The organism is Pseudomonas sp. NY15356, assembly GCF_048068175.1.
Taxonomy (GTDB): Bacteria; Pseudomonadota; Gammaproteobacteria; order Pseudomonadales; family Pseudomonadaceae; genus Aquipseudomonas; species Aquipseudomonas putida_K.
Genome location: NZ_JBLUPW010000012.1, coordinates 1 through 20,281 on the forward strand (window position 1 = coordinate 1; position 20,281 = coordinate 20,281).

At 64.0% G+C, this 20,281-nt stretch carries 23 protein-coding genes and 1 tRNA gene; 7 read left to right on the forward strand and 17 right to left on the reverse strand.

Going from position 1 to position 20,281, the window contains the following annotated elements:
• Positions 1–134: 134 nt before the first annotated feature.
• The 6 genes from ACNFCI_RS11795 to queA all read right to left on the reverse strand — a co-directional run bounded on the left by ACNFCI_RS11795 (position 135) and on the right by queA (position 6,200).
• Positions 135–683 carry a glycine zipper 2TM domain-containing protein gene (locus ACNFCI_RS11795; RefSeq protein ID WP_084858495.1) on the reverse strand — a complete coding sequence of 183 codons (549 nt, stop codon included), beginning with the start codon at positions 681–683 and terminating at the stop codon, positions 135–137.
• A 117-nt stretch (positions 684–800) separates the two neighbouring features.
• Entirely contained in the window at positions 801–1,709 is a 909-nt protein-coding gene (gene secF, locus ACNFCI_RS11800; protein ID WP_224456847.1) for a protein translocase subunit SecF, read from the reverse strand.
• A gap of 10 nt (positions 1,710–1,719) precedes the next feature.
• A complete protein-coding gene (secD, locus tag ACNFCI_RS11805) occupies positions 1,720–3,582 on the reverse strand; it encodes a protein translocase subunit SecD (RefSeq protein WP_084858497.1) in 1,863 nt (620 codons plus the stop codon).
• Positions 3,583–3,645: 63 nt separating this feature from the next.
• The gene (yajC, locus tag ACNFCI_RS11810) at positions 3,646–3,981 is read right to left on the reverse strand and encodes a preprotein translocase subunit YajC (RefSeq protein ID WP_010223473.1); all 336 of its coding nucleotides are present in this window, start codon (positions 3,979–3,981) and stop codon (positions 3,646–3,648) included.
• Between the two features lie 39 nt (positions 3,982–4,020).
• Entirely contained in the window at positions 4,021–5,136 is a 1,116-nt protein-coding gene (tgt, locus tag ACNFCI_RS11815; RefSeq protein WP_167358102.1) for a tRNA guanosine(34) transglycosylase Tgt, read from the reverse strand.
• A 14-nt stretch (positions 5,137–5,150) separates the two neighbouring features.
• Positions 5,151–6,200 carry a tRNA preQ1(34) S-adenosylmethionine ribosyltransferase-isomerase QueA gene (gene queA / locus ACNFCI_RS11820; RefSeq protein WP_324814478.1) on the reverse strand — a complete coding sequence of 350 codons (1,050 nt, stop codon included), beginning with the start codon at positions 6,198–6,200 and terminating at the stop codon, positions 5,151–5,153.
• Positions 6,201–6,308: 108 nt separating this feature from the next.
• On the opposite strand from queA, the gene ACNFCI_RS11825 reads away from it, so the two are divergent.
• The 4 genes from ACNFCI_RS11825 to ACNFCI_RS11840 all read left to right on the forward strand — a co-directional run bounded on the left by ACNFCI_RS11825 (position 6,309) and on the right by ACNFCI_RS11840 (position 8,104).
• Positions 6,309–6,393: transfer RNA gene (locus tag ACNFCI_RS11825), tRNA-Leu, on the forward strand.
• A 491-nt stretch (positions 6,394–6,884) separates the two neighbouring features.
• Positions 6,885–7,118, forward strand: a complete 234-nt coding sequence (locus ACNFCI_RS11830) for a hypothetical protein (protein WP_084858502.1) — start codon at positions 6,885–6,887, stop codon at positions 7,116–7,118.
• 14 nt (positions 7,119–7,132) lie between these two features.
• Entirely contained in the window at positions 7,133–7,390 is a 258-nt protein-coding gene (locus ACNFCI_RS11835) for a DUF3077 domain-containing protein (protein ID WP_172403054.1), read from the forward strand.
• Between the two features lie 234 nt (positions 7,391–7,624).
• Complete coding sequence (locus ACNFCI_RS11840) at positions 7,625–8,104, forward strand: GNAT family N-acetyltransferase (protein WP_084858505.1); 480 nt, start codon at positions 7,625–7,627, stop codon at positions 8,102–8,104.
• Between the two features lie 9 nt (positions 8,105–8,113).
• Here the strand turns inward: ACNFCI_RS11840 and ACNFCI_RS11845 are convergent, their stop codons facing one another.
• The 5 genes from ACNFCI_RS11845 to ACNFCI_RS11865 all read right to left on the reverse strand — a co-directional run bounded on the left by ACNFCI_RS11845 (position 8,114) and on the right by ACNFCI_RS11865 (position 12,216).
• Complete coding sequence (locus tag ACNFCI_RS11845; RefSeq protein WP_224456851.1) at positions 8,114–8,410, reverse strand: addiction module antidote protein; 297 nt, start codon at positions 8,408–8,410, stop codon at positions 8,114–8,116.
• 575 nt (positions 8,411–8,985) lie between these two features.
• Positions 8,986–9,753: a phosphonate ABC transporter, permease protein PhnE gene (phnE, locus tag ACNFCI_RS11850; RefSeq protein ID WP_416767998.1), complete on the reverse strand. Its 768-nt coding sequence runs from the start codon at positions 9,751–9,753 to the stop codon at positions 8,986–8,988.
• Positions 9,750–10,577, reverse strand: a complete 828-nt coding sequence (locus ACNFCI_RS11855; protein WP_416767999.1) for a PhnE/PtxC family ABC transporter permease — start codon at positions 10,575–10,577, stop codon at positions 9,750–9,752. Before ACNFCI_RS11855 ends, phnE begins: the two co-directional genes overlap by 4 nt.
• Positions 10,571–11,365, reverse strand: coding sequence for a phosphonate ABC transporter ATP-binding protein (locus ACNFCI_RS11860; RefSeq protein ID WP_416768000.1), 795 nt, complete (start codon positions 11,363–11,365; stop codon positions 10,571–10,573). Before ACNFCI_RS11860 ends, ACNFCI_RS11855 begins: the two co-directional genes overlap by 7 nt.
• The gene (locus tag ACNFCI_RS11865) at positions 11,362–12,216 is read right to left on the reverse strand and encodes a putative selenate ABC transporter substrate-binding protein (protein ID WP_196143669.1); all 855 of its coding nucleotides are present in this window, start codon (positions 12,214–12,216) and stop codon (positions 11,362–11,364) included. Before ACNFCI_RS11865 ends, ACNFCI_RS11860 begins: the two co-directional genes overlap by 4 nt.
• A 123-nt stretch (positions 12,217–12,339) precedes the next feature.
• Here ACNFCI_RS11865 and selD point away from each other — a divergent pair, with 123 nt between their 5' ends.
• Positions 12,340–13,374 (forward strand): selenide, water dikinase SelD, encoded by a 1,035-nt coding sequence (selD, locus tag ACNFCI_RS11870; protein ID WP_084858510.1) that lies wholly within the window; start codon positions 12,340–12,342, stop codon positions 13,372–13,374.
• Entirely contained in the window at positions 13,375–14,484 is a 1,110-nt protein-coding gene (gene mnmH, locus ACNFCI_RS11875; RefSeq protein WP_368829188.1) for a tRNA 2-selenouridine(34) synthase MnmH, read from the forward strand. It abuts the gene before it with no gap.
• Between the two features lie 226 nt (positions 14,485–14,710).
• On the opposite strand, the gene ACNFCI_RS11880 is transcribed toward mnmH, so the two are convergent.
• Together ACNFCI_RS11880 and ACNFCI_RS11885 are read right to left on the reverse strand one after the other, a co-directional pair.
• Entirely contained in the window at positions 14,711–15,097 is a 387-nt protein-coding gene (locus tag ACNFCI_RS11880; RefSeq protein WP_084858512.1) for a lysozyme inhibitor LprI family protein, read from the reverse strand.
• An 87-nt stretch (positions 15,098–15,184) separates the two neighbouring features.
• Positions 15,185–16,102 carry a LysR family transcriptional regulator gene (locus ACNFCI_RS11885; protein WP_084858513.1) on the reverse strand — a complete coding sequence of 306 codons (918 nt, stop codon included), beginning with the start codon at positions 16,100–16,102 and terminating at the stop codon, positions 15,185–15,187.
• A 90-nt stretch (positions 16,103–16,192) separates the two neighbouring features.
• Here ACNFCI_RS11885 and ACNFCI_RS11890 point away from each other — a divergent pair, with 90 nt between their 5' ends.
• Complete coding sequence (locus ACNFCI_RS11890; RefSeq protein WP_084858514.1) at positions 16,193–16,672, forward strand: DMT family transporter; 480 nt, start codon at positions 16,193–16,195, stop codon at positions 16,670–16,672.
• Between the two features lie 15 nt (positions 16,673–16,687).
• Here the strand turns inward: ACNFCI_RS11890 and ACNFCI_RS11895 are convergent, their stop codons facing one another.
• The 4 genes from ACNFCI_RS11895 to cyoE form a co-directional block, all read right to left on the reverse strand.
• Entirely contained in the window at positions 16,688–17,227 is a 540-nt protein-coding gene (locus ACNFCI_RS11895; RefSeq protein ID WP_084858515.1) for a hypothetical protein, read from the reverse strand.
• Positions 17,228–17,325: 98 nt separating this feature from the next.
• A complete protein-coding gene (locus ACNFCI_RS11900) occupies positions 17,326–17,703 on the reverse strand; it encodes a YkgJ family cysteine cluster protein (protein WP_084858516.1) in 378 nt (125 codons plus the stop codon).
• A gap of 150 nt (positions 17,704–17,853) precedes the next feature.
• Positions 17,854–19,062, reverse strand: coding sequence for an alanine transaminase (alaC, locus tag ACNFCI_RS11905; protein WP_416768001.1), 1,209 nt, complete (start codon positions 19,060–19,062; stop codon positions 17,854–17,856).
• A gap of 323 nt (positions 19,063–19,385) precedes the next feature.
• Positions 19,386–20,273 (reverse strand): heme o synthase, encoded by an 888-nt coding sequence (gene cyoE / locus ACNFCI_RS11910; protein WP_224456863.1) that lies wholly within the window; start codon positions 20,271–20,273, stop codon positions 19,386–19,388.
• Between the last annotated feature and the right edge of the window lie 8 nt (positions 20,274–20,281).

Consider the following 20,281-nt stretch of genomic DNA (forward strand, 5'->3'; position numbering starts at 1 on the left):
CGGAGCGGCCTCACATGGCCCTGAAAAACAAAACGCCCGATGCGGTGCATCGGGCGTTTTGAGGCCTATCGGCCTACCTGAACAGGTGTAAACCTATTTCAGGACTAGACACTACATAAAAGGCAGATCGCGGTTTACTGCCCAGCCTGGTTCTCGCTCAACACCAGGTTGCCGTTCTTATCCAACGGAATGGTAGAACCCGGCTCATGATTCATCTTCACTCGGCCAACCTTATCGCCGATGGAGTAGGTCACGTTGTAGCCGACCACCTTCTCGCTCAGGTCGTTGACGGTGTTGCAGCGGGTTTGTGTAGTGGTATAGGTGTCACGCTCCTGCATGCCCTCCTGCACCTTGTTGCCCGCGTAACCACCGCCCACGGCACCGGCCACGGTAGCGATCTTCTTGCCCGAACCACCACCGATCTGGTTGCCCAGCAGGCCGCCAGCAATGGCACCGACCACGGTACCGGCGATCTGGTGCTGGTCCTTCACCGGTGCCTGGCGCGTCACGGTGACGTCCTTGCACACCTGGCGTGGCGTCTTGATGGTTTCCTTGATGGGCTGCACGTCCGTAACCTGGGCGTACTCCGGCCCCTTGTTCACCAAGCTGTAGGTGGCGACAGCACCTCCGGCGGTCACACCGACAGCACCCAGTACCGCACCCACAAGCATTGATTTATTCACGTGAACCTCCTGATATACCGGCGGGGTTAGCCGCCTTCTCCCAGCCTTGGAGCATAAAAAAAGGCGCGAGTTCAATACCCACGCCTTTCTTTGCGCCAAACGGCGACCTGGAACAGCTTACGGGCGGTCGTCCTCGCCCTCGGCCTTGACTGGCGGGATCAGGTCTTCGCTGCTCAGGTTCAGCCAGATCAGCACCACGTTGGCGATGTAGATCGACGAATAGGTACCGGCCATGACACCAATGAACAGCGCCAGGGAGAAGCCGAACAGGTTGTCGCCGCCGAAGAACAGCAGTGCAGCGATGGCCAGCAAGGTCGACACCGAGGTAGCCACGGTACGCAGCAGGGTCTGGGTGGTCGAGACGTTGATGTTCTCGATCAGCGACGCCTTGCGCATCACGCGGAAGTTCTCACGCACCCGGTCGAACACCACGATGGTGTCGTTGAGCGAGTAGCCGATGATCGCCAGCACCGCCGCCAACACCGTCAGATCGAAGGTGATCTGGAAGAACGACAGGATACCCAGGGTCACCACCACGTCGTGGATCAGCGAAACGATGGCGCCGACGGCGAACTTCCACTGGAAGCGGAAGGCCAGGTAGACCAGGATGCCGCCCAGGGCCAGCAGCATGCCCAGGCCACCCTGGTCACGCAGTTCCTCACCCACCTGCGGGCCGACGAACTCGACGCGCTTGACCGTGGCCGGGTTGTCGCCCCCGGCCTTCTGCAGCGCCGCGGCAACGCGGTTGCCCAGTTGCGGGTCGTCGCCAGGCATGCGCACCAGCAGGTCGGTGGTGGCGCCGAAGCTCTGCACCACGGCCTCGTCGAAGCCGGACTGGACCAGCTCGGCACGCACCGCCTTGAGGTCGGCCGGGCGCTCGTAGGTCAGCTCGATGAGCGTACCGCCGGTGAAATCCAGGCCGAAGTTCAGGCCCTTGTGCCACCAGCTGAACAGCGCCAGGACGGTGAGGAGCACGGTGATGGCGAACGCGACATTGCGCACGCCCATGAAGTTGATGGTTTTCATCGCAGCTCCCTCAAACCCACAGCTTCTTGATGTCACGCCCGCCGCAGGTCAGGTTGACCAGTGCACGGGTCACCATGACGGCGGTGAACATCGAGGTGAAAATCCCGAGGGACATGGTGACCGCGAAGCCCTTGACCGGGCCGGTACCCATGGCGAACAGGATGCCGCCGACCAGCAGGGTGGTCAGGTTGGCATCGACGATCGCCGAGTAGGCGCGATTGAAGCCCTCGTGGATGGCGCGCTGCACCGACATGCCGGCGGCGATCTCTTCGCGGATACGCGAGAAGATCAGTACGTTGGCGTCCACCGCCATACCCATGGTCAACACGATACCGGCGATGCCCGGCAGGGTCAGGGTGGCGCCCAGCAGCGACATCAGCGCCAGCAGCAGGACCATGTTGCCCGCCAGGGCGATGGTGGCCAGCACGCCGAAGGCGCGGTAGATGGCAATGATGAACAGCGAGACGAACAGCATGCCCCACAGGGATGCATCGATACCCTTGGTGATGTTGTCGGCACCCAGGCTCGGGCCAATGGTGCGTTCTTCGGCGAAGTACATCGGCGCGGCCAGGCCACCGGCGCGCAGCAACAAGGCAAGCTCGGACGACTCGCCCTGGCCGTTCAGGCCGGTGATGCGGAACTGGCTACCCAGCGGCGACTGGATGGTCGCCAGGCTGATGATCTTCTTCTCTTCCTTGAAGGTCTGGATCGCCACGTCCTTCTCGACGCCGTCGACCACTTGCTTCTCGTAGCGGGTCATCGGCTTCTGCTCGATGAAGATCACCGCCATGCTGCGGCCGACGTTGCTACGGGTGGCGCGGCTCATCAGCTCGCCACCGTGGCCGTCGAGGCGGATGTTGACCTGCGGACGGCCATGCTCGTCGAAGCTGGCCTGGGCGTCGGTCACCTGGTCGCCGGTAATGATCAGGCCACGCTCGACCGCGGCGGAACGGCCGCCTTCGCGGAACTCGAAGACCTCGGTGGTAGCCTTGGAGGCGCCCGGCTCGGCCCCGAAGCGGAACTCCAGGTTGGCGGTCTTGCCCAGGATACGCTTGGCTTCGGCGGTGTCCTGCACCCCTGGCAGCTCGACCACGATACGGTTGGCGCCCTGGCGCTGGACCAGCGGCTCGGCCACGCCCAGCTCGTTGACCCGGTTGCGCACGGTGGTCAGGTTCTGCTTGATCGAGTATTCGCGGATCTCGGTCACTTTCGCCGGGGTCAGCGCCAGACGCAGCACGGCGAGCTCGTTGCGCTCGGTGGTAGTCAGGTCGAAATCATTGAAATTCTTGCGGATCAGGCTGCGTGCCTGCTCGCGGGTGGCATCGTCGGCGAAGCCCAGCATGATGCCGCCATCCTGCTGGGGCAGGCTGCGGTAGCGGACGCGCTCTTTGCGCAGCAAGGTCTTGACCTCGCCTTCGTAGACTTTCATGCGGGCGCTCATGGCCTTGTCCATGTCCACTTCCAGCAGGAAGTGCACACCACCGGACAGGTCCAGGCCCAGTTTCATCGGGCTTGCGCCCAGGTTGCGCAGCCATTGCGGGGTGGTCTGGGCCAGGTTCAGGGCCACGACGTAATCATCGCCCAGTGCCTTGCGCACCACATCCTTGGCCGGGAGCTGGTCTTCCTGGTTGGTCAGGCGCACCAGCGCACTGCCCTTCTCGCCCAGGCTGCCGCCCTTGACGGCGATACCGGCATCGGTCAGCGCCTTGGTGGCGCGGTCCAGGTCGGCCTGGCTCACGTGCAGCGCAGAGCTCGCACCGCTGATCTGCACCGCCGGGTCATCCGGGTAGAGGTTGGGAGCGGAATAAATAAAGCCGATCGCCAGTACCACCAGGATCAGCAGGTATTTCCACAGAGGGTATTTGTTCAGCATCACGCCGCCCGTTCAAGACGCGGGGCGCGTTGCGCGCCCCGACTGGAAAAGAAAACCGGTAACTCAGATAGCCTTGAGCGTACCTTTTGGCAGGGTCGCAGCCACGGCGCCCTTCTGGAACTTCAGCTCGACGTTGTCGGACACTTCCAGGACCACGAAGTCGTCGGCCACTTTGACGATCTTGCCGGCGATGCCGCCGTTGGTGACAACTTCGTCACCTTTTTGCAAGTTGCTCAGCAGGTTCTTCTGCTCCTTGGCACGCTTGGCCTGCGGGCGCCAGATCATCAGGTAGAAGATGACCAGGAAACCGACCAGGAAGATCCATTCGAAGCCGGTACCGGCTGGGCCGGCGGCAGGGGCAGCAGCGTCCGCGTAGGCGGCGGGAATCAGAAAGCTCATTGGGCACTCCAGTTGCTATAAGTTTATAAGTGCAAACAGTCAGTCCAAGGGCGGCACGGGCAGCCCGCGCTTGGCGTAGAAGGCGTCGACAAAGGCGGCCAATTTACCTTGTTGAATAGCCTCGCGTAAACCGGCCATCAAGCGCTGGTAATGGCGCAAGTTGTGGATGGTATTCAGCATGCTGCTCAACATTTCGCCACATTTATCCAGGTGATGAAGATAGGCGCGGGAGAAGTTGGTGCAGGTGTAGCAGTCACAGGTCGGATCCAGCGGCGAATCATCATGGCGATGGAACGCGTTGCGGATCTTGATCACCCCGGTATCGACGAACAGATGGCCGTTGCGCGCATTGCGCGTCGGCATCACGCAGTCGAACATGTCGACGCCGCGGCGCACACCCTCTACAAGATCCTCGGGTTTGCCTACCCCCATAAGGTAACGAGGTTTGTCAGCGGGCATCTGGCCAGGCAGGTAATCCAGCACCTTGATCATTTCGTGCTTGGGCTCGCCCACCGACAGGCCACCGATGGCCAGGCCGTCGAAGCCGATGTTCTCCAGCGCTTCCAGCGAGCGCATGCGCAGGTCCTGGTACATGCCGCCCTGGACGATACCGAACAGCGCCGCGGTGTTGTCGGCGTGGGCGTTCTTCGAGCGCTGGGCCCAGCGCAGCGACAGCTCCATGGAGGTGCGCGCCACGTCGTGCTCGGCCGGGTACGGCGTGCACTCGTCGAAGATCATCACGATGTCCGAGCCCAGGTCGCGCTGGACCTGCATGGACTCCTCCGGCCCCATGAACACCTTGGAGCCGTCGACCGGCGAGGCGAAGGTCACGCCCTCTTCCTTGATCTTGCGCATGGCGCCCAGGCTGAATACCTGGAAGCCGCCGGAGTCGGTGAGGATCGGGCCCTTCCACTGCATGAAATCATGCAGGCTGCCGTGCTTCTTGATCACCTCGGTGCCTGGGCGCAGCCACAGGTGGAAGGTGTTGCCCAGGATGATCTCGGCGCCGATGGCCTCGATGTCGCGAGGCAGCATGCCCTTGACCGTGCCGTAGGTACCCACTGGCATGAACGCCGGGGTTTCCACCGTGCCACGGGGGAAGGTCAGGCGGCCGCGACGGGCCTTGCCGTCGGTGGCCAGCAGTTCGAACGACATTCGACAGGTGCGACTCATGCTTGATCCTCGGGGCCGCGTGGCGCCGGATTGCGGGTGATGAACATGGCATCACCGTAACTGAAGAAGCGGTACCCCTGCTCGACCGCCGCCGCGTAGGCAGCCATGGTCTCGGGGTAGCCAGCGAAGGCCGAGACCAGCATCAGCAGCGTGGACTCCGGCAGGTGGAAGTTGGTGACCAGGGCATCGACCACATGGAACGGCCGGCCCGGGTAGATGAAGATGTCGGTGTCGCCGCTGAAGGCCTTCAGCTGGCCGTCACGGGCGGCACTTTCCAGCGAACGCACGCTGGTGGTGCCCACCGCGATCACCCGGCCCCCTCGGGCACGGCACGCCTGGACGGCGTCGACCACGTCCTGGCTGACCTCCAGCCATTCTTTATGCATGTGGTGGTCTTCGATCTTGTCGACCCGCACCGGCTGGAAGGTACCGGCGCCCACGTGCAGGGTAACGAAGGCCCGCTCGACGCCCTTGGCCGCGATCTTCTCCAGCAGCGCTTCGTCGAAGTGCAGGCCGGCGGTCGGCGCGGCCACGGCACCGGCGCGCTCGGCGTAGACGGTCTGGTAGCGCTCGCGGTCGGCGCCTTCGTCCGGGCGGTCGATGTAGGGCGGCAGCGGCATGTGGCCGACACGTTCGAGCAGCGGCAGCACTTCTTCGCTGAAGCGCAGCTCGAACAGGGTCTCATGGCGCGCCACCATCTCGGCTTCGCCGCCACCGTCGATGAGGATCTGCGTGCCCGGCTTGGGCGCCTTGCTGGCGCGCACATGGGCAAGTACCCGGTAGGTGTCGAGCACGCGCTCGACCAATACTTCCAGCTTGCCGCCGGAGGCCTTCTGGCCAAACAGCCGCGCCGGAATCACCCGGGTATTGTTGAATACCATCAGATCACCAGGGCGCAGGTAGTCGAGCAGGTCGGTGAACTGGCGGTGCGCCAGCTCACCGCTCGGCCCATCGAGGACCAGCAGACGGCTGCCATGGCGCTCGGCCAGGGGGTGGCGGGCGATCAGGGAATCGGGGAGTTCGAAGGAAAAATCGGCGACGCGCATGATGGTGTTCGGTTCGACAGGGCCGGAAAGTTTAGCCCAAAGAGTGAAAATTGACCATGAAACCCGATTGACCGACCCACGGAGGCTCTCTATACTGCGCCCCCACAAGCCCTGATGGCGGAATTGGTAGACGCGGCGGATTCAAAATCCGTTTTCGAAAGGAGTGGGAGTTCGAGTCTCCCTCGGGGCACCAAGATCCGAAAGAAACCGACCTTATGGTCGGTTTTTTTATGCCTGGGATTTGAAAGGCCATGGCGCCGTCTCTGTAGGAGCGGGCTTGCCCCGCGATTGGCCGGGCCTGGAAACGCGTCGGCATGGCAAGGGCTTCGCCCTTGATCGCGGGACAAGCCCGCTCCTACAGGGTATGCGCGACTGCTTCAAATTTTCAGATTTTCCGCATTCCCTGTAGGCTGTTTCCCAAACATACTTCCTACCCCTTTCAAGCCATTGCGGTGCTCTGGATCGGGTTCTAGTCTCGGCCTGTCGTTGCCAATTCAACGACCGGCTTTGACAGGCCGATTCGAAGCTACCGACGCATCAGCTCGCTTTTATGGCGGTTGTACGTGGGGCGCCTTCGGGCGCGCCGAGTGCCTAGCTTCCTCGGTCTGTCAACCCGCGTACTGCCGCCACCCTCTTGTTTGACAGCAAATGGTGGTGGCGCCTTCTCGAAGCTAGGAGACCACCATGTTAAAGATCGTCCCCGACCCACCCTACCCCACCGAGCTCGCCCATTCTCTCGAAGACATCCTCATGCAGACCTCCGAATACCTGGTTTGCGCCCTCTCCATCGCCCAGCAGAACACCCTCGCCCATCAGGCCTCATCCGCCCAGGCGCTGACCCTGGCCACGATGCACGAGATCGAGGCGGCTCGCGGTATGGTGGAAATGGCGCTGAGCAAGGTTCAGGTACGCCACTGACAAGGAGCATGACGATGACAAGCAAGACAGTAGGCGTGACCTGCTTTGGCTACGGCACGGGTGATGCGCCTTTGTTTCGGGTGGAGCCGGGACAGGATGCAATCCTGGCGTTGGACCAGGCCTCGGCGATGCTGCAGTGTGTGCGGCGAATGACGCTGCTGGCGGCGACCGATGGCGAGGCGGACCTCGGCTGGGCGGCACATCTGCTCAGCGATATGGCCAAGGCGATCATGGATGACGTGGAGGTTGGGCGCCAGCGCGCACAGCCATAGGCTCATCGCCGGATAAGCCCGCTCTCTCATAGAACGATGCATTGCCCTTTGATCCGCGGAGCCTTATGGGGCGGGCTTATCCCGCGATTGGCCGGGCCTGGAAACACACCGGCATGGCAAGGGCTTCGCCCTTGATCGCGGGGCAAGCCCGCTCCTACAAGGGGACAGTGCAAGGGCACGCATTCGCCTTCGATGTATCCTTGAAGTGAGCCCCACTGATCCAAGGCATACCCCATGAAGCTGACACACCGCCCCGTGCGCCACGACGATATCGCCGCCATCTGCTGTTTCCCGCAAGGTGCGGATGAGTTGTTCTATATGTTCCCCAAGGCCACCTACCCGCTCACGCCGGACCAACTGAGCGATGCCATCGCCCAGCGCAGCGGGTCGACGGTGATCGAAGGGGATGGCGTGGTGCTGGGCTTCGCCAATTTCTACAAGGCCGAGCACGGTGGCGTATGTGCATTGGGCAACGTGGTGGTCGCTCCGGCCGCCCGTGGCCGTGGCGTAGCACGTTACCTGGTGCAGTGCATGATCGACTTGGCCCGTGAACAGTTCGCCGCGCGCGAGGTGTGGGTGTCGTGCTTCAACCACAACACGGCGGGGCTGCTGCTTTATCCACAGCTGGGGTTCGTGCCGTTTGGTATCGAGGAACGGCAGGCACCGGACGGCAGCCGGGTCGCGCTGGTACAGATGAGTCAAACGCTCATATGAGCACCTACGTCAGCGCGATACGAAATGGGGTCGTGCCAAAAGGTCGATTCCCAACGCACGAACGACCCTCAGAACGGTATCGAAGCGAGGCTTAGCACCTGGCGTTAGCGCCTTGTAAAGGCTTTCACGCCCCAGGCCGCTGTCTGCAGCGATCTTGGACATTCCCCGCGCCCTGGCGATATGCCCGAGTGCACGAATGATCTCATCGCTGTCACCATCGGCCAGCACCTGGCTCAGGTATTCACTGATGGCCTCATCGCTGTCCAGCAATGTAGCCATGTCAAACGGGATCAGCTTCTCTTTCATTTCATCTCCTTCGCGAGCTGCCTGGCTTTGAGGATATCGGAGGCCTGAGAGGACTTGTCCCCACCTGCCAGCAGGAGGATCGTATCCCAGTGGATACAGCCCAACAAGATTTGGAAGCGGTTCACTCTGACAAGCGCTCCAGCGATGAGATAGTCAGTGCGGTTCCACGATTGGGTGAGCTTTATCGTCGCTGTTCGAGAGACATCAGATAACGGGTGCTACGCTCGATCGCGGGGCAAGCCCGCCCCCACAGGGGCACTGCCGCCCTCGAGACCAGCGCCATATCTGTGGGAGATTGTATGGGGCTGGACACGCTCAAATTGCCTTCGGTTGGTTCAATACATACTTCTCAACCATGCAGCAAATACGGCCCAGGCTCCGCTTGCTTGGTAGGAGCTGGCGACAGCCTGCGATGGGCCGCAAAGCGGCCCCTTGAGTCTGGACGGGCTCCAGCGTTTGAAGGCTTGGGGCTGCTTTGCAGCCCATCGCAGGCTGTCGCTAGCTCCCACCGAGATCGTGCCGCTCTCAAGACTTACGAAATCCATGTGGGGCCGCAAGGCAGCCCCAGGGATGGCTCAGGCGCGCACGTACCGCTGGCGCAGCACGTCGCTGAAGGCATCCACCAGCAGCACCAGCACCAGCATGCCGATGATCACGGTGCTGGCCTGGGCTTCCTGGAACAGGCTCAGGGTGGTGTAGAGCATCTGCCCCAACCCGCCGGCACCGACGAAGCCCAGCACGCTGGCCATGCGGATGTTGTTCTCCCAGCGGTACAGGCTGTAGGCAAGCAGTTGCGGCCAGAGGTTGGGCAAGGTGCCGAAGCAGAACGCCGCAGCCTGGCTGCCACCTTGCAGGCGGATGGCGGCGGCAGGCTCGGCGGGCGCGTTTTCCAGGGCCTCGGCGAACAGCCGGCCCAATACGCCTGCGGTATGCAGGGCCAGGGCCAGGGTACCGGCGTTGGGGCCCAGGCCTGCGGCGAGTACGGTCAGGGCGGCCCAGACCAGCTCAGGGATTGCACGCAAGGCGTTGAGCAGCAGCCGCGCAGCGCCCTGCAGCGGCCAGCCGAAGCGGCCAGCGGCCGGCAACGCCAGTAACAGACCGAGCACCATTGCCAGCAGCGTACCCAGGCCAGACATGGCCAGGGTCTCCAACGCGCCCTTGCCTACGGCCCGCAGGTGCTCGGCGGACAGGTCCGGGCTCAGGAAGCGGTGTGCATATTCGCCCATCTGCGCCAGCCCGCCGTTGCCGACCACCGACGCCATGTCCAGCTCGAGGTAGCCGAACGACGCCACCACGGCGGCGAGAATCGCGATGACTACCAGCAGGTTGATCATCCGGTTCATGCCAGCCTCCCCCGCAGCACGCGGCTGAGCACGTCGGCCAGCATCACCAGCACCAGGAATGCCAGCAGCATGCTCGCCACCTCGGCCCCGGCGAACATGCGCATCGACAGGTCGATCTGCTGCCCCAGCCCACCGGCACCGACGAAGCCCATCACCACCGAGGCGCGCACGGCACATTCCCAGCGGTAGACGGTATAGGACACCACCTCCGCCGCCGCACCCGGCAGAATGCCGTAGAAGAATGCCGTAAGCCGCCCGCTACCCGCCTGCAACAAAGCATGGGCTGGGCGTTGGTCCACCGATTCGAAGATTTCCGCATAGACCTTGCCCAGCATGCCGGCATAGGTGATGGCGATGGCCAGCACCCCGGCGGTCGGCCCCAGCCCCACGGCGCGGACGAACAGCAACGCCCAGACGATCTCGGGCACGCTGCGCAGGAACACCAGCAGCCCGCGCACCGGCAGGCGCAGCAACCGCGACCACAGCCCCGGACGCCCGCCGCGGGAAGCCGCACGCAGCGACAGTGCACGGCTGGCCAGCAAACTGGTCGGCACCGCCAGCAGCAAGGCCAGGGCCATGCCGGCCGTAGCCACGGCCAGGGTTTGCAAGGTCGCCTCGAACAGCAGCGAGAGGAAATCGGCATCATGGGCCGGCGGCCAGAACCCGCTGGCGAAGCTGGCCATCTGTTGGCGGTTTTCGGCCTGCAGCAGCACACCCGGGTTGAGCTCGCTCAGGCGCAAGCCCGGCCACAGCGCGGCCAGGGCGAGCAGGGTCAGCAACAGCCGGGGCCAAGCCGCCGGGTCGCGGGCGTCGACCTTCAGCATCGTGGAATCTGTACCGTCAGGGTCGGCCCCGGCGTGGGCGGCGAGCCCAACTGCTCGTTGGCGTACAGCGCGTCGAGCAGGCTCTCGGTCACCGCCTGGGCCGGGCAGTCGAACGCCACCTGGCCATCGCGGATACCCACCACCCGGGGGAAATGCGCCAGCGCCAGCTCCACCGCATGCAGGCTGGCCACCAGCGTTACGCCGTTGGTCTGGGCGTGGCGGTTGAGCAGCGCCAGGCTGTGGTCAGCGAGCACCGGGTCCATGGCCGATACCGGCTCGTCGGCCAGCAAGACGTCAGGGCGCTGGTACAACGCACGGGCAATGCCGACGCGCTGCAACTGGCCGCCGGATAACTGGCCGCACTGGACGAATAGTTTGTCGGCCAGGCCCAGTTCCGCCAAGGCCTGACGCGCGCCCGGCACGTCGGTTGGGTAGACCAGGTTGAGCAGGCCCCGCAACGTGCCCCACTGCCCCAGTCGCCCGGCCAGCACTGCGGTAACCACACGCTGGCGTGGCGGCAAGGGCGGCGCCTGATGCACCAGCCCCACCCTCCCGCGCAGGCGCTGCCGGGCCCTGGCCGACAGCGCCCAGGGCTGCTCGCCGAGCAGTTCCAGGCGCCCGGCGCTGGGCTGTACAGCCGTGGCCATCACATGCAGCAGGCTGGACTTGCCGGCCCCCGAGGGGCCGATGATCGCGACCCGCTCACCCTTGTCGATACGCAGGCTCACCGCATCGAGCGCGCGGACCTGGCCATGGCTCAGGCTCGCACCGTGCAGATGGATAGTCACTTGAGCAGACCGGCCTCGCGTGCGGCCTGCTCGGTGCCCACGTAGTTCTCAGGCTTGGTTTCGATGAAGCGGCTGGCGGCCTGCAGGTCGAGGATCGCCTTGTGCTCGGGGTTGGCCGGGTCCAGTGCGAGGAAGGCGGCCTTGATCTTTTCCTTCAAGGCCGGGTCCATGTTGCCGCGCACGGTCCAGTTGTAGTCGAAGTAGGTCGGCGTGGTGGCGAAGACCTTGACCTTGTTGGTATCGACCTTGCCGGCGTCGACCAGCTTCTGCCAGACGCTGGCGTTCAGTACACCGCCGTCGACCTTGCCGGCCTGGACCCAGGCGACCGTGGCGTCGTGGGCACCGGAGTAGGCCACACGGCTGAAGTAGCCTTCAGGCTTGATGTTGTCCTGCTTGAGCATGAAGTAGCGCGGCATCAGGCTGCCGGAGGTGGACGAGATCGAACCGAAGGCGAACGACTTGCCCTTGAGGTCGGCCAGGCTCTTCACATCCGGGTTGGCGGTGATGAACTTGGAGGTGAACTGGGCGTCCTGTTCACGCTGCACCAGTGGCGTGGCGGTCGGGTCCTTCAGGTGCACCTGGACGAAGGTGAAGCCGCCCAGCCAGGCCATGTCCAGGCGGTTGGACGCCAACGACTCGACCACGGCCGGGTAGTCGGCCACCGGTACGAACTTCACATCCATGCCCAATTGCTTGGAGAGGTATTCACCCAGTGGCTTGAACTTGCGCAGCAGTTCGGTCGGTGCCTCATCGGGGATGGCACTCACCCGCAGGGTATCAGCAGCCTGGGCAATGACGGCACAGCAAGACAGCACGAGGCCGGCGGCGACCGCCAGGGGACGTTTGAGCATGGGATTCTCCGGTTCAATAGCGGGGAAAGGGCCGGCGACGCGCCGACGGAGGGGAATTATAAGAGTCGCTGGCGCAAAGGCCAGCTTTGCTACAATCGCGCATCACGAAAATTCGAGGTGCGTATGAGCGAACCGATTCGCCTGACCCAGTACAGCCATGGCGCTGGCTGCGGCTGCAAGATTTCACCCAAGGTGCTGGATGTGATCCTCGCCGAGAGCGGCACCCAGGCCCTGGACCCGAAACTCTGGGTCGGCAACGCCTCGCGCGACGACGCGGCGGTCTATGCGCTGGACGATGAGCGCGGCGTGGTCTCGACCACCGATTTCTTCATGCCCATCGTCGACGACCCGTACGACTTCGGCCGCATCGCCGCCACCAACGCCATCAGCGATATCTATGCCATGGGCGGTGACCCGCTGATGGCCATCGCCATCCTCGGCTGGCCGGTCAACGTGCTGCCGCCCGAGGTGGCCCGCGAAGTGATCCGTGGCGGTCGTGCCGTGTGCGCCGAAGCGGGCATCCCGCTGGCTGGCGGCCACTCCATCGATGCCCCCGAGCCGATCTTCGGCCTGGCCGTCACCGGCGTGGTCGGCAAGCGCCACCTCAAGCGCAACGACACCGCCAGCGCAGGCTGCCGCCTGTACCTGACCAAGCCACTGGGTATCGGCATCCTCACCACCGCCGAGAAGAAGGCCAAGCTGCGCGAGCAGGACCAAGGCCTTGCCCGCGACTGGATGTGCACCCTCAACACCCCCGGCAGCCGCTTCGGCAAGCTCGACGGGGTCAAGGCCATGACCGACGTCACCGGCTTCGGCCTGCTCGGCCACCTGGTGGAGCTGGCCGAAGGCAGCGGCCTGACCGCGCACCTGCGCTACGACGCCGTACCACGCCTGCCCAGTGTCGATCACTACCTGGCCGAGGGCTGCATTCCTGGCGGCACCCTGCGAAACTTCGACAGCTACGGCCACAAGATCGGTGCCCTGAGCGATGATCAGAAACACCTGCTGTGCGACCCGCAGACCAGCGGTGGGCTGCTGGTAGCGGTCAGCCCCGAAGGCGAGGCCGAGTTCCTCGCCATGGCGGCAGAACTGAACCTGGCCCTCTCGCCGATCGGCGAGCTGGTCGAGCGACAGACCCACGCGGTCGAGGTGCTTTGAATGCGCAACGACTGCACCGACTACCGCCAGCTATTCCTCGATGACGTGCCGATGATGGACATGCGCGCGCCGATCGAATTTGCCAAGGGTGCCTTCCCCGGCGCCGTCAACCTGCCCTTGATGAACGACCAGGAGCGGCAGAAAGTCGGCACCTGCTACAAGCAGCACGGCCAGGACGCCGCCATTGCCCTGGGCCACCAGTTGGTCACCGGGGCCATCAAGCAGACTCGCCTGGAGGCCTGGGTGGCATTCGCCCAGGCCCATCCCGAGGGCTACCTGTACTGCTTCCGCGGCGGCCTGCGCTCGCAGCTCGTCCAGGCCTTGCTCAGGGATGAAGCCGGCATTCAGTACCCGAAGGTAGAGGGCGGCTACAAGGCCATGCGCACCTTCCTGCTCGATACCACCTTGCAAGCCGTCGACCAATGCGACTTCGTATTGATCGGCGGGCTGACGGGGACGGGCAAGACCGATGTGCTGCTGCAGTTGGACAACGTTCTGGATTTGGAAGGCCATGCCAACCATCGTGGTTCAAGCTTCGGCAAGCGCGCCACCGCGCAGCCGGCGCAGATTGACTTCGAGAACCAGCTGGCCATCGACATTCTCAGGAAACGTGCCCGTGGCATGCAGCAGTTCGTGCTGGAAGACGAAGGGCGCATCATCGGCAGTTGCTCGGTACCCCTGGAGCTGTACCACGGCATGCAGCAATACCCGCTGGTATGGCTCGAAGACAGCTTCGACAACCGTGTGGAGCGTCTGCTGCGCGACTACGGGGTAAGTCTGTTCGCCGAATTCATCGATAGGTACGGCGAAGACCAGGGGCGCCACCTGTATGCCGAACGGCTGACGCAAAGCATGGACAACATTCGCAAGCGGCTTGGTGGCGAGCGCTACCAGCGCATGTCCGAGCTGCTGCGCCAGGCACTGGATGAGCAGCTGCGCAGTGGCCAGGTGGATCTGCATCGCGGCTGGCTGGAGGTCTTGCTCAAGGAGTATTACGACCCGATGTACGCCTACCAGCGCGAGGCCAAGGCCGAGCGCATCGAGTTCGCTGGCGATGGCGTGGAAGTGCGCGAATACCTGAAGGCCCGGGTCAGGCGGGAACCCCGCTAGCGCTCCAGCGCATGCACGAACTTCCTGGTGTTGCGCAGAACCTGTAGGAGCGGCGGTCCGACTTGCCCCCCGATTGGGCCGACCCTGTCATCGCGACTGTATGGCAAGGGCTTCGCCATTGATCGCGGGGCAAGCCCGCTCCCACAGGGGCAGCAGCATTGGCCGCTTGTTCTCTGCGCGACAGCGCAGCCCGAAGGGCTGGGTGATCTCCCACAGGACTGGCTTGTCATTGCCCCGGGCTCAGCACCCGCTCCAGCTCCGCCGCCCGCTCCCGGGTCAGGTCCATCAGGCACATGCCGCTTTCGAGCTGGCGGGCGGTGCCGCCGCTCACCTGCCCATGAAACGCGCAGTTTTCATCACGGTACTTGATCCACGTGCGCTGCACATCGCGCAGCGCCTTCTGCTGGCTTGGCTCCAGCTTGGCCATCAGTTGCTTGTAGACGCGATTCAGGCGCTCATCCTGCACCTGGGCCTCGGCTACGATGCAGTTGCTCATGGCCAGGGTGCTCATGGCCTTGTCCATGCACTGCGAGTAGGACGACGACGGCGCCTCGGCCTGGGCCTGAATGGCACAGCAGGCGAGGACGATGGCAGCCAGGGAATAGCGGGTCATGTGCGCTCCTTGTACGTTGGCATAGGAGCCAGAGCCTAGCACTCCCACCCGCTGGATCAGCCGTAGCCCGGAAAAATCGGACACGTCCTACTCTTGCGCCTGGCCCGCCTCGCACAAGGCGCGGATCCGCTCGCGCAACCATCGGTGCCCTGCATCGCCCTCGCGTCGCGAATGCCAGGCCTGGGTAAAACCAAAGGGCGCAATGGCCAACGGTGGCTCGAAGCAGCGCAAGCCCGGCGCCAGGCGGGCGCCTGCCAGGCTGCGACGGGCCACGGTAAGCACCAGGTCGGTGCCGATGATCAGCCCTTGGGCCACGCCCCAGTGCGGCAAGGTCAAGGCAATGCGACGTCGCTCGCCCAGCGCCTGGAGCGCCAGGTCGATCTCGTTGTCGATGCCCGGCCGCACGGCCACCAATACATGAGGGCGAGCCAGCCAACGATCCAGCGGCAGCCCACCTCGGGGTGGCAAGGTCTGGCGGTCGGCCAGGCACACGAAAGACTCTTCGAACAGTACCTGCACCTGAATTTCGGACGGCAATTCGGGGAATACCCCCAGGGCCAGGTCCACCTCGCCATCGATCAGTTGCCCGAGCATGGCTTCCCGGCTGCCTTGGGAAACCACCAGGTCGATCCCCGGAGCCTCGGCCCTGAGCAGAGCCATCAGCCCAGGCAATACAACCCGCGCGCCATAGTCCGACATGGCCAGGCGAAAGGTTCGCCGCGCCCGACTCGGCTCGAAGCGCGGGCTGCCCAGCAAGCCGTCCAACTGCTCCAGCGCCTGCTCGAGCGGCTCGCGCAGGGCCTGGGCCCGGCTGCTCAGGTGCAGGCGGCCGCCCCGGCGCACCAGCAGGGGATCGGAGAAGATTTCACGCAGCTGCGCCAACGCATGGCTGACTGCAGGCTGGCTGCGGTGCAGGCGCACCGCAGCGCGGGAGACATGCTGTTCGCTGAGCAAGGCATGCAGGGTCAGGAGCAAATTGAGGTCGATGCGGCGAAGATCATCCATAGTGCGAATAGAGCCTGTGCAACGTTCGAATTTCCATCATTGAAATGGATAAACAACACTGCGCCTAGTGTTTTTCCAAAGGAGTTCCCGATGCCACAGGCCTTCACGCTGTCCGCCCTCCTCCCCTTGCTCGTTGCCCTGCTGGCCGGCGCGGCGGTGCCCTTCCAGGCCGGCAGCAATGCTGCCCTGGGCCGCCTGCTGGGTCACCCGCTGTGGGCGGCCGGGGTATCGCTGATGGTCAGCTTGTTGATGCTGGTACCGGCCTTGCTGGTCATGCGCGCGCCTGCGCCGCAGCTGCAGAATCTCGCCCAGGCCCCCTGGTGGGCCTGGTTCGGTGGCGTAGCGGGCGTGCTCTATATCACCGCCGCGCTGGTACTGACACCCCGGCTGGGAGCGGCGGGGTTCATCGTCTGCGTGATCGCCGGGCAGGTGCTGTCGTCGCTGCTGATCGACCAGTGGGGGTTGATGGGGCTGCCGGAGCGGCCGGTCAATGCTATTCGCCTGGCCGGGGTGGGCATGATCGTGATCGGCATGCTGGTCGTGCAATGGGGTACGTCGCGTGCCTCCTAGCACTGCGCGCGAGCGCTACAAGGCCTGCGGCTGTTCTGGCGGCATCAGCACCTTGTCCACATCGAAATGCAGTGCGGGCATCTGGGTACCGGCATACATCACCACGGCCAGCGCCGCGATCAGCCCGACATCGAGCCAGTGCCAGGCCGGCATGTCGTCGGCGCGCCTGGCCTTCCAACACCACCAGGCCTGGCCCAGGCAGAACGACGCGATCGCCAGCAACCACAAATAGAAGCCGGCACCAAAGCCGGTGACATCCTGGAACGCGTAGCTCTGGTTGTCCGGCAGCCGTTCGATACCCAGGCTGCTGGCGGCCAGGTAAAGGGCCCCCAGCCCCAACAGCAGCGCCAGGCGGCGAAAACGCCGGTGCGCCAGGACCGCCAGCGCCAGCAATGGGTTGGCGAACCACTGGTACAGCCCGAAGGGTACGCCCCAAGGCCCGTAGAGCAGCATCTGCAATGCGGGCATGTGCCGGCCGGCGCTGGTCAAGGCGCCCTCGAAACACAGCCCCAGCAGGTAGAGCGCCAGGCTGAAGGTAAGGTAATAGGCAGGCAACCGCGAGCTCCATCGGATAACGACAAGCCCATGACCATACCGCACCCAGCCGTCAGGTGACAGGCGGAACCAACGCCACGACCTATTTCACCCATGGCTCAGGCGACTTCGGCGCCGTCATCCTCCGGCCAATGCGGCTCATTGGCTTCCAGCGGCGGCAGCCCATAGTGAGCGCGTGCGGCATCGCAGCTGGGGTTGTGCACGCCATTGACCCAGGAGGCCTCGAACTCACGGCATGGGGAAGCGCGGTTTTCGTAGATGGTGCAGGCGACCTGCTTGCCGACCTCGCCATCCAGGGCCGTACAGCGGCAGGGCTTGGCATCGGTGCCGATCATCGCGACGCGGGTCGGGTTGATCTGCACCACCAGGTCATCGGGCACCAGGCCACCGGCGGACTGGCATTCGCCCCAGAAGAAAGACACACGGAAGTACCCGCAGCAGGCGCCGCAGTCAAGGCAAGGGTTGTATTCGGACATGATGGCACGGAGGGAAAGTTGTTGTTTTCGGGGCTGGGCCCGCGCGCCATTTTCAATCCAAGCCGGGGTGGCTGAGAAGAGGGGTAAAGCAAAAATAGTTTGCCGCTGATCCGGGAAGAACGGGGCCGTTTCGGGGCCCCGTTCTAGCCGTCACTTGCGGGTCAGGCCATCGGCCCGGAACATCTGGCGAATGCCCCGGATCGCCTGACGGATACGGTCCTGGTTCTCGATCAGGGCGAAGCGCACATGGTCGTCACCGTAGTCGCCGAAGCCGATGCCGGGCGACACGCAGACCTTGGCCTCGGCCAGCAGCTTCTTGGAGAACTCCAGCGAGCCCAGGTGGGCATAGGCTTCGGGAATTTTCGCCCAGACGTACATCGAGGCCTTGGGGTTCTCGACCATCCAGCCGATCTCGTGCAGCCCCTTGACCAGCAGGTTGCGGCGCTGGCGGTATTGCTCAGCGATATCGCGTACGCACTGCTGGTCGCCTTCGAGCGCAGCGATGGCCGCGACCTGCAACGGGGTGAAGGTGCCGTAGTCATGGTAGCTCTTGATCCGCGCCAGGGCGCTGACCAGCTCCGGGTTGCCGACCATGAAGCCGATGCGCCAGCCGGCCATGTTGTAGCTCTTGGAGAGGGTGAAGAACTCCACGGCGATGTCCTTGGCACCGGGCACCTGCATGATCGAGGGGGCCTTCCAGCCGTCGTAGACGATATCGGCATAAGCCAGGTCGTGGACCACCAGTACGTCGTACTGCTTGGCCAGGGCCACCACCCGCTCGAAGAAGTCCAGTTCGACGCACTGGGCCGTCGGGTTGGACGGGAAGCCCAGGATCATCATCTTCGGCTTGGGGATGGACTCGCGGATCGCCCGCTCCAGCTCGTTGAAGAAGTCCACGCCCGGCACCAGCGGCACCGAACGCACCTGGGCGCCTGCGATCACCGCACCATAGATATGGATCGGGTAGCTGGGGTTGGGCACCAGCACCGTGTCGCCATGGTCGAGGGTGCCGAGCATCAGGTGTGCCAGGCCTTCCTTGGAGCCGATGGTGACGATGGCTTCGCTTTCCGGGTCGATCTCGACGTCGTAGCGGTCCTTGTACCAATGCGAGATGGCCCGGCGCAGGCGTGGGATACCGCGGGAGGTGGAATAGCCGTGGGTGTCTTCGCGCTGGGCGACCTGCACCAGTTTCTCGACGATGTGCGACGGGGTGGCGCCGTCGGGGTTGCCCATGCTCAGGTCGATGATGTCCTCGCCACGACGGCGGGCCGCCATCTTGAGCTCGGCGGTAATGTTGAAGACGTAAGGGGGGAGACGATCGATGCGCGCAAAACGGCGCGGCGAACCTGGGTTGGCCATGGCTTCCTCTGAGTACGTAAGCGCCCGGAACCGTCCGAGCGACGCTGGCCGCTGCGGCGGCCTGGAACAGAAGATAGTGCCGAAACATGGACCCTGTAAAGGGCAATTTCCTGTTTTATCAGATATTTTCAGATCTATTTTTTGCAAACACTGAATAAGGAGTTTCAGGGGCGCCCTATCGCCGGCAAGCCTGCTTCTACCTGCCATGCGCTGTTTTCAGGGACACCGCCATACCTGTGGGCTGGCTTGCCAGCGATAGGGCCCGAACAGATAAAAAAAACCCCGGCAACATTGGCCGGGGCTTTTCGTGTAACAGGCGACTGTCAGCGTGCGTAGGTCATGAGCACGTCGGTAGCGGTCTGGCTGTCCACCGACATCATCACGCTCAGGGCGGTGACGGTGAGAATGGAGAAACCGAATACCTTGCGCGCCCACTTGCTGTCGTCTTCAGCCTTGTAGCCACCCCAGGCCATGTACAGCCAGTACAGGCCCATGGCGGCGGCAACGGCCAGGTAGCCAAGCCCTGCATAGCCACCAAGGGTGAGCATGAGGGTGGCCAGCACGAAGGCCAGCACGTACAGCACGATCTGCTTCTTCGCTGCCAGGATACCGCGCGCCACCGGCAGGACCGGGATGTTGGCGGCGCTGTAGTCCTTGAAGCGGAAGATGGCGATGGCGAAGCTGTGCGGCATCTGCCACAGGCTGAACATCACCAGCAAGGTCACTGCAGCCAGGTCGAAGCTGTTGCTCACGGCGCAATAGCCGATCACAGGCGGCATGGCACCGGACAGGCTGCCGACCAGGGTGCCGTGCACCGACTTGCGCTTGAGCCAGAGGCTGTAGAAGCCCACGTAGACGACGAAGCCGACCAGCGCGCAGAACGCCGACAGCGGGTTGGCCTGGACATACAGCAAGCTGAAGCCCGCCACCCCGAGCAGGGTGGCATAGGCCAGCGCGAAGGGCAGCGACATGCCACCCTGGACCATGACGCGGTTCTTGGTGCGCTCCATCTTCTGGTCGATGTCGCGGTCGATGCAGTTGTTGAACACGCATCCGGACGCGACGACCAGGGAGGTACCTACCACCACCGCCAGGAACAGGGCGAAGTCCACATGGCCCTTCGCGGCAAGGAAGAAACCGCCTGCCACGGAAAGCACGTTACCGAAAATGATCCCCGGTTTGGTGATTTGGATAAAGTGCTTCACGGACATGCAGTCTT

What these genes read in the sequence shown, in the direction of transcription:
- ACNFCI_RS11855 (WP_416767999.1), bottom strand. Translation starts at nt 10,577, where the DNA reads ATGCTGAAGGTCGACGCCCGCGACCCGGCGGCTTGGCCCCGGCTGTTG.
- ACNFCI_RS11880 (WP_084858512.1), bottom strand. Translation starts at nt 15,097, where the DNA reads ATGACCCGCTATTCCCTGGCTGCCATCGTCCTCGCCTGCTGTGCCATT.
- secD (WP_084858497.1), bottom strand. Translation starts at nt 3,582, where the DNA reads ATGCTGAACAAATACCCTCTGTGGAAATACCTGCTGATCCTGGTGGTA.
- phnE (WP_416767998.1), bottom strand. Translation starts at nt 9,753, where the DNA reads ATGAACCGGATGATCAACCTGCTGGTAGTCATCGCGATTCTCGCCGCC.
- yajC (WP_010223473.1), bottom strand. Translation starts at nt 3,981, where the DNA reads ATGAGCTTTCTGATTCCCGCCGCCTACGCGGACGCTGCTGCCCCTGCC.
- ACNFCI_RS11845 (WP_224456851.1), bottom strand. Translation starts at nt 8,410, where the DNA reads ATGAAAGAGAAGCTGATCCCGTTTGACATGGCTACATTGCTGGACAGC.
- secF (WP_224456847.1), bottom strand. Translation starts at nt 1,709, where the DNA reads ATGAAAACCATCAACTTCATGGGCGTGCGCAATGTCGCGTTCGCCATC.
- ACNFCI_RS11840 (WP_084858505.1), top strand. Translation starts at nt 7,625, where the DNA reads ATGAAGCTGACACACCGCCCCGTGCGCCACGACGATATCGCCGCCATC.
- mnmH (WP_368829188.1), top strand. Translation starts at nt 13,375, where the DNA reads ATGCGCAACGACTGCACCGACTACCGCCAGCTATTCCTCGATGACGTG.
- ACNFCI_RS11865 (WP_196143669.1), bottom strand. Translation starts at nt 12,216, where the DNA reads ATGCTCAAACGTCCCCTGGCGGTCGCCGCCGGCCTCGTGCTGTCTTGC.
- tgt (WP_167358102.1), bottom strand. Translation starts at nt 5,136, where the DNA reads ATGTCGTTCGAACTGCTGGCCACCGACGGCAAGGCCCGTCGCGGCCGC.
- ACNFCI_RS11890 (WP_084858514.1), top strand. Translation starts at nt 16,193, where the DNA reads ATGCCACAGGCCTTCACGCTGTCCGCCCTCCTCCCCTTGCTCGTTGCC.
- ACNFCI_RS11900 (WP_084858516.1), bottom strand. Translation starts at nt 17,703, where the DNA reads ATGTCCGAATACAACCCTTGCCTTGACTGCGGCGCCTGCTGCGGGTAC.
- alaC (WP_416768001.1), bottom strand. Translation starts at nt 19,062, where the DNA reads ATGGCCAACCCAGGTTCGCCGCGCCGTTTTGCGCGCATCGATCGTCTC.
- ACNFCI_RS11835 (WP_172403054.1), top strand. Translation starts at nt 7,133, where the DNA reads ATGACAAGCAAGACAGTAGGCGTGACCTGCTTTGGCTACGGCACGGGT.
- queA (WP_324814478.1), bottom strand. Translation starts at nt 6,200, where the DNA reads ATGCGCGTCGCCGATTTTTCCTTCGAACTCCCCGATTCCCTGATCGCC.
- selD (WP_084858510.1), top strand. Translation starts at nt 12,340, where the DNA reads ATGAGCGAACCGATTCGCCTGACCCAGTACAGCCATGGCGCTGGCTGC.
- cyoE (WP_224456863.1), bottom strand. Translation starts at nt 20,273, where the DNA reads ATGTCCGTGAAGCACTTTATCCAAATCACCAAACCGGGGATCATTTTC.
- ACNFCI_RS11830 (WP_084858502.1), top strand. Translation starts at nt 6,885, where the DNA reads ATGTTAAAGATCGTCCCCGACCCACCCTACCCCACCGAGCTCGCCCAT.
- ACNFCI_RS11885 (WP_084858513.1), bottom strand. Translation starts at nt 16,102, where the DNA reads ATGGATGATCTTCGCCGCATCGACCTCAATTTGCTCCTGACCCTGCAT.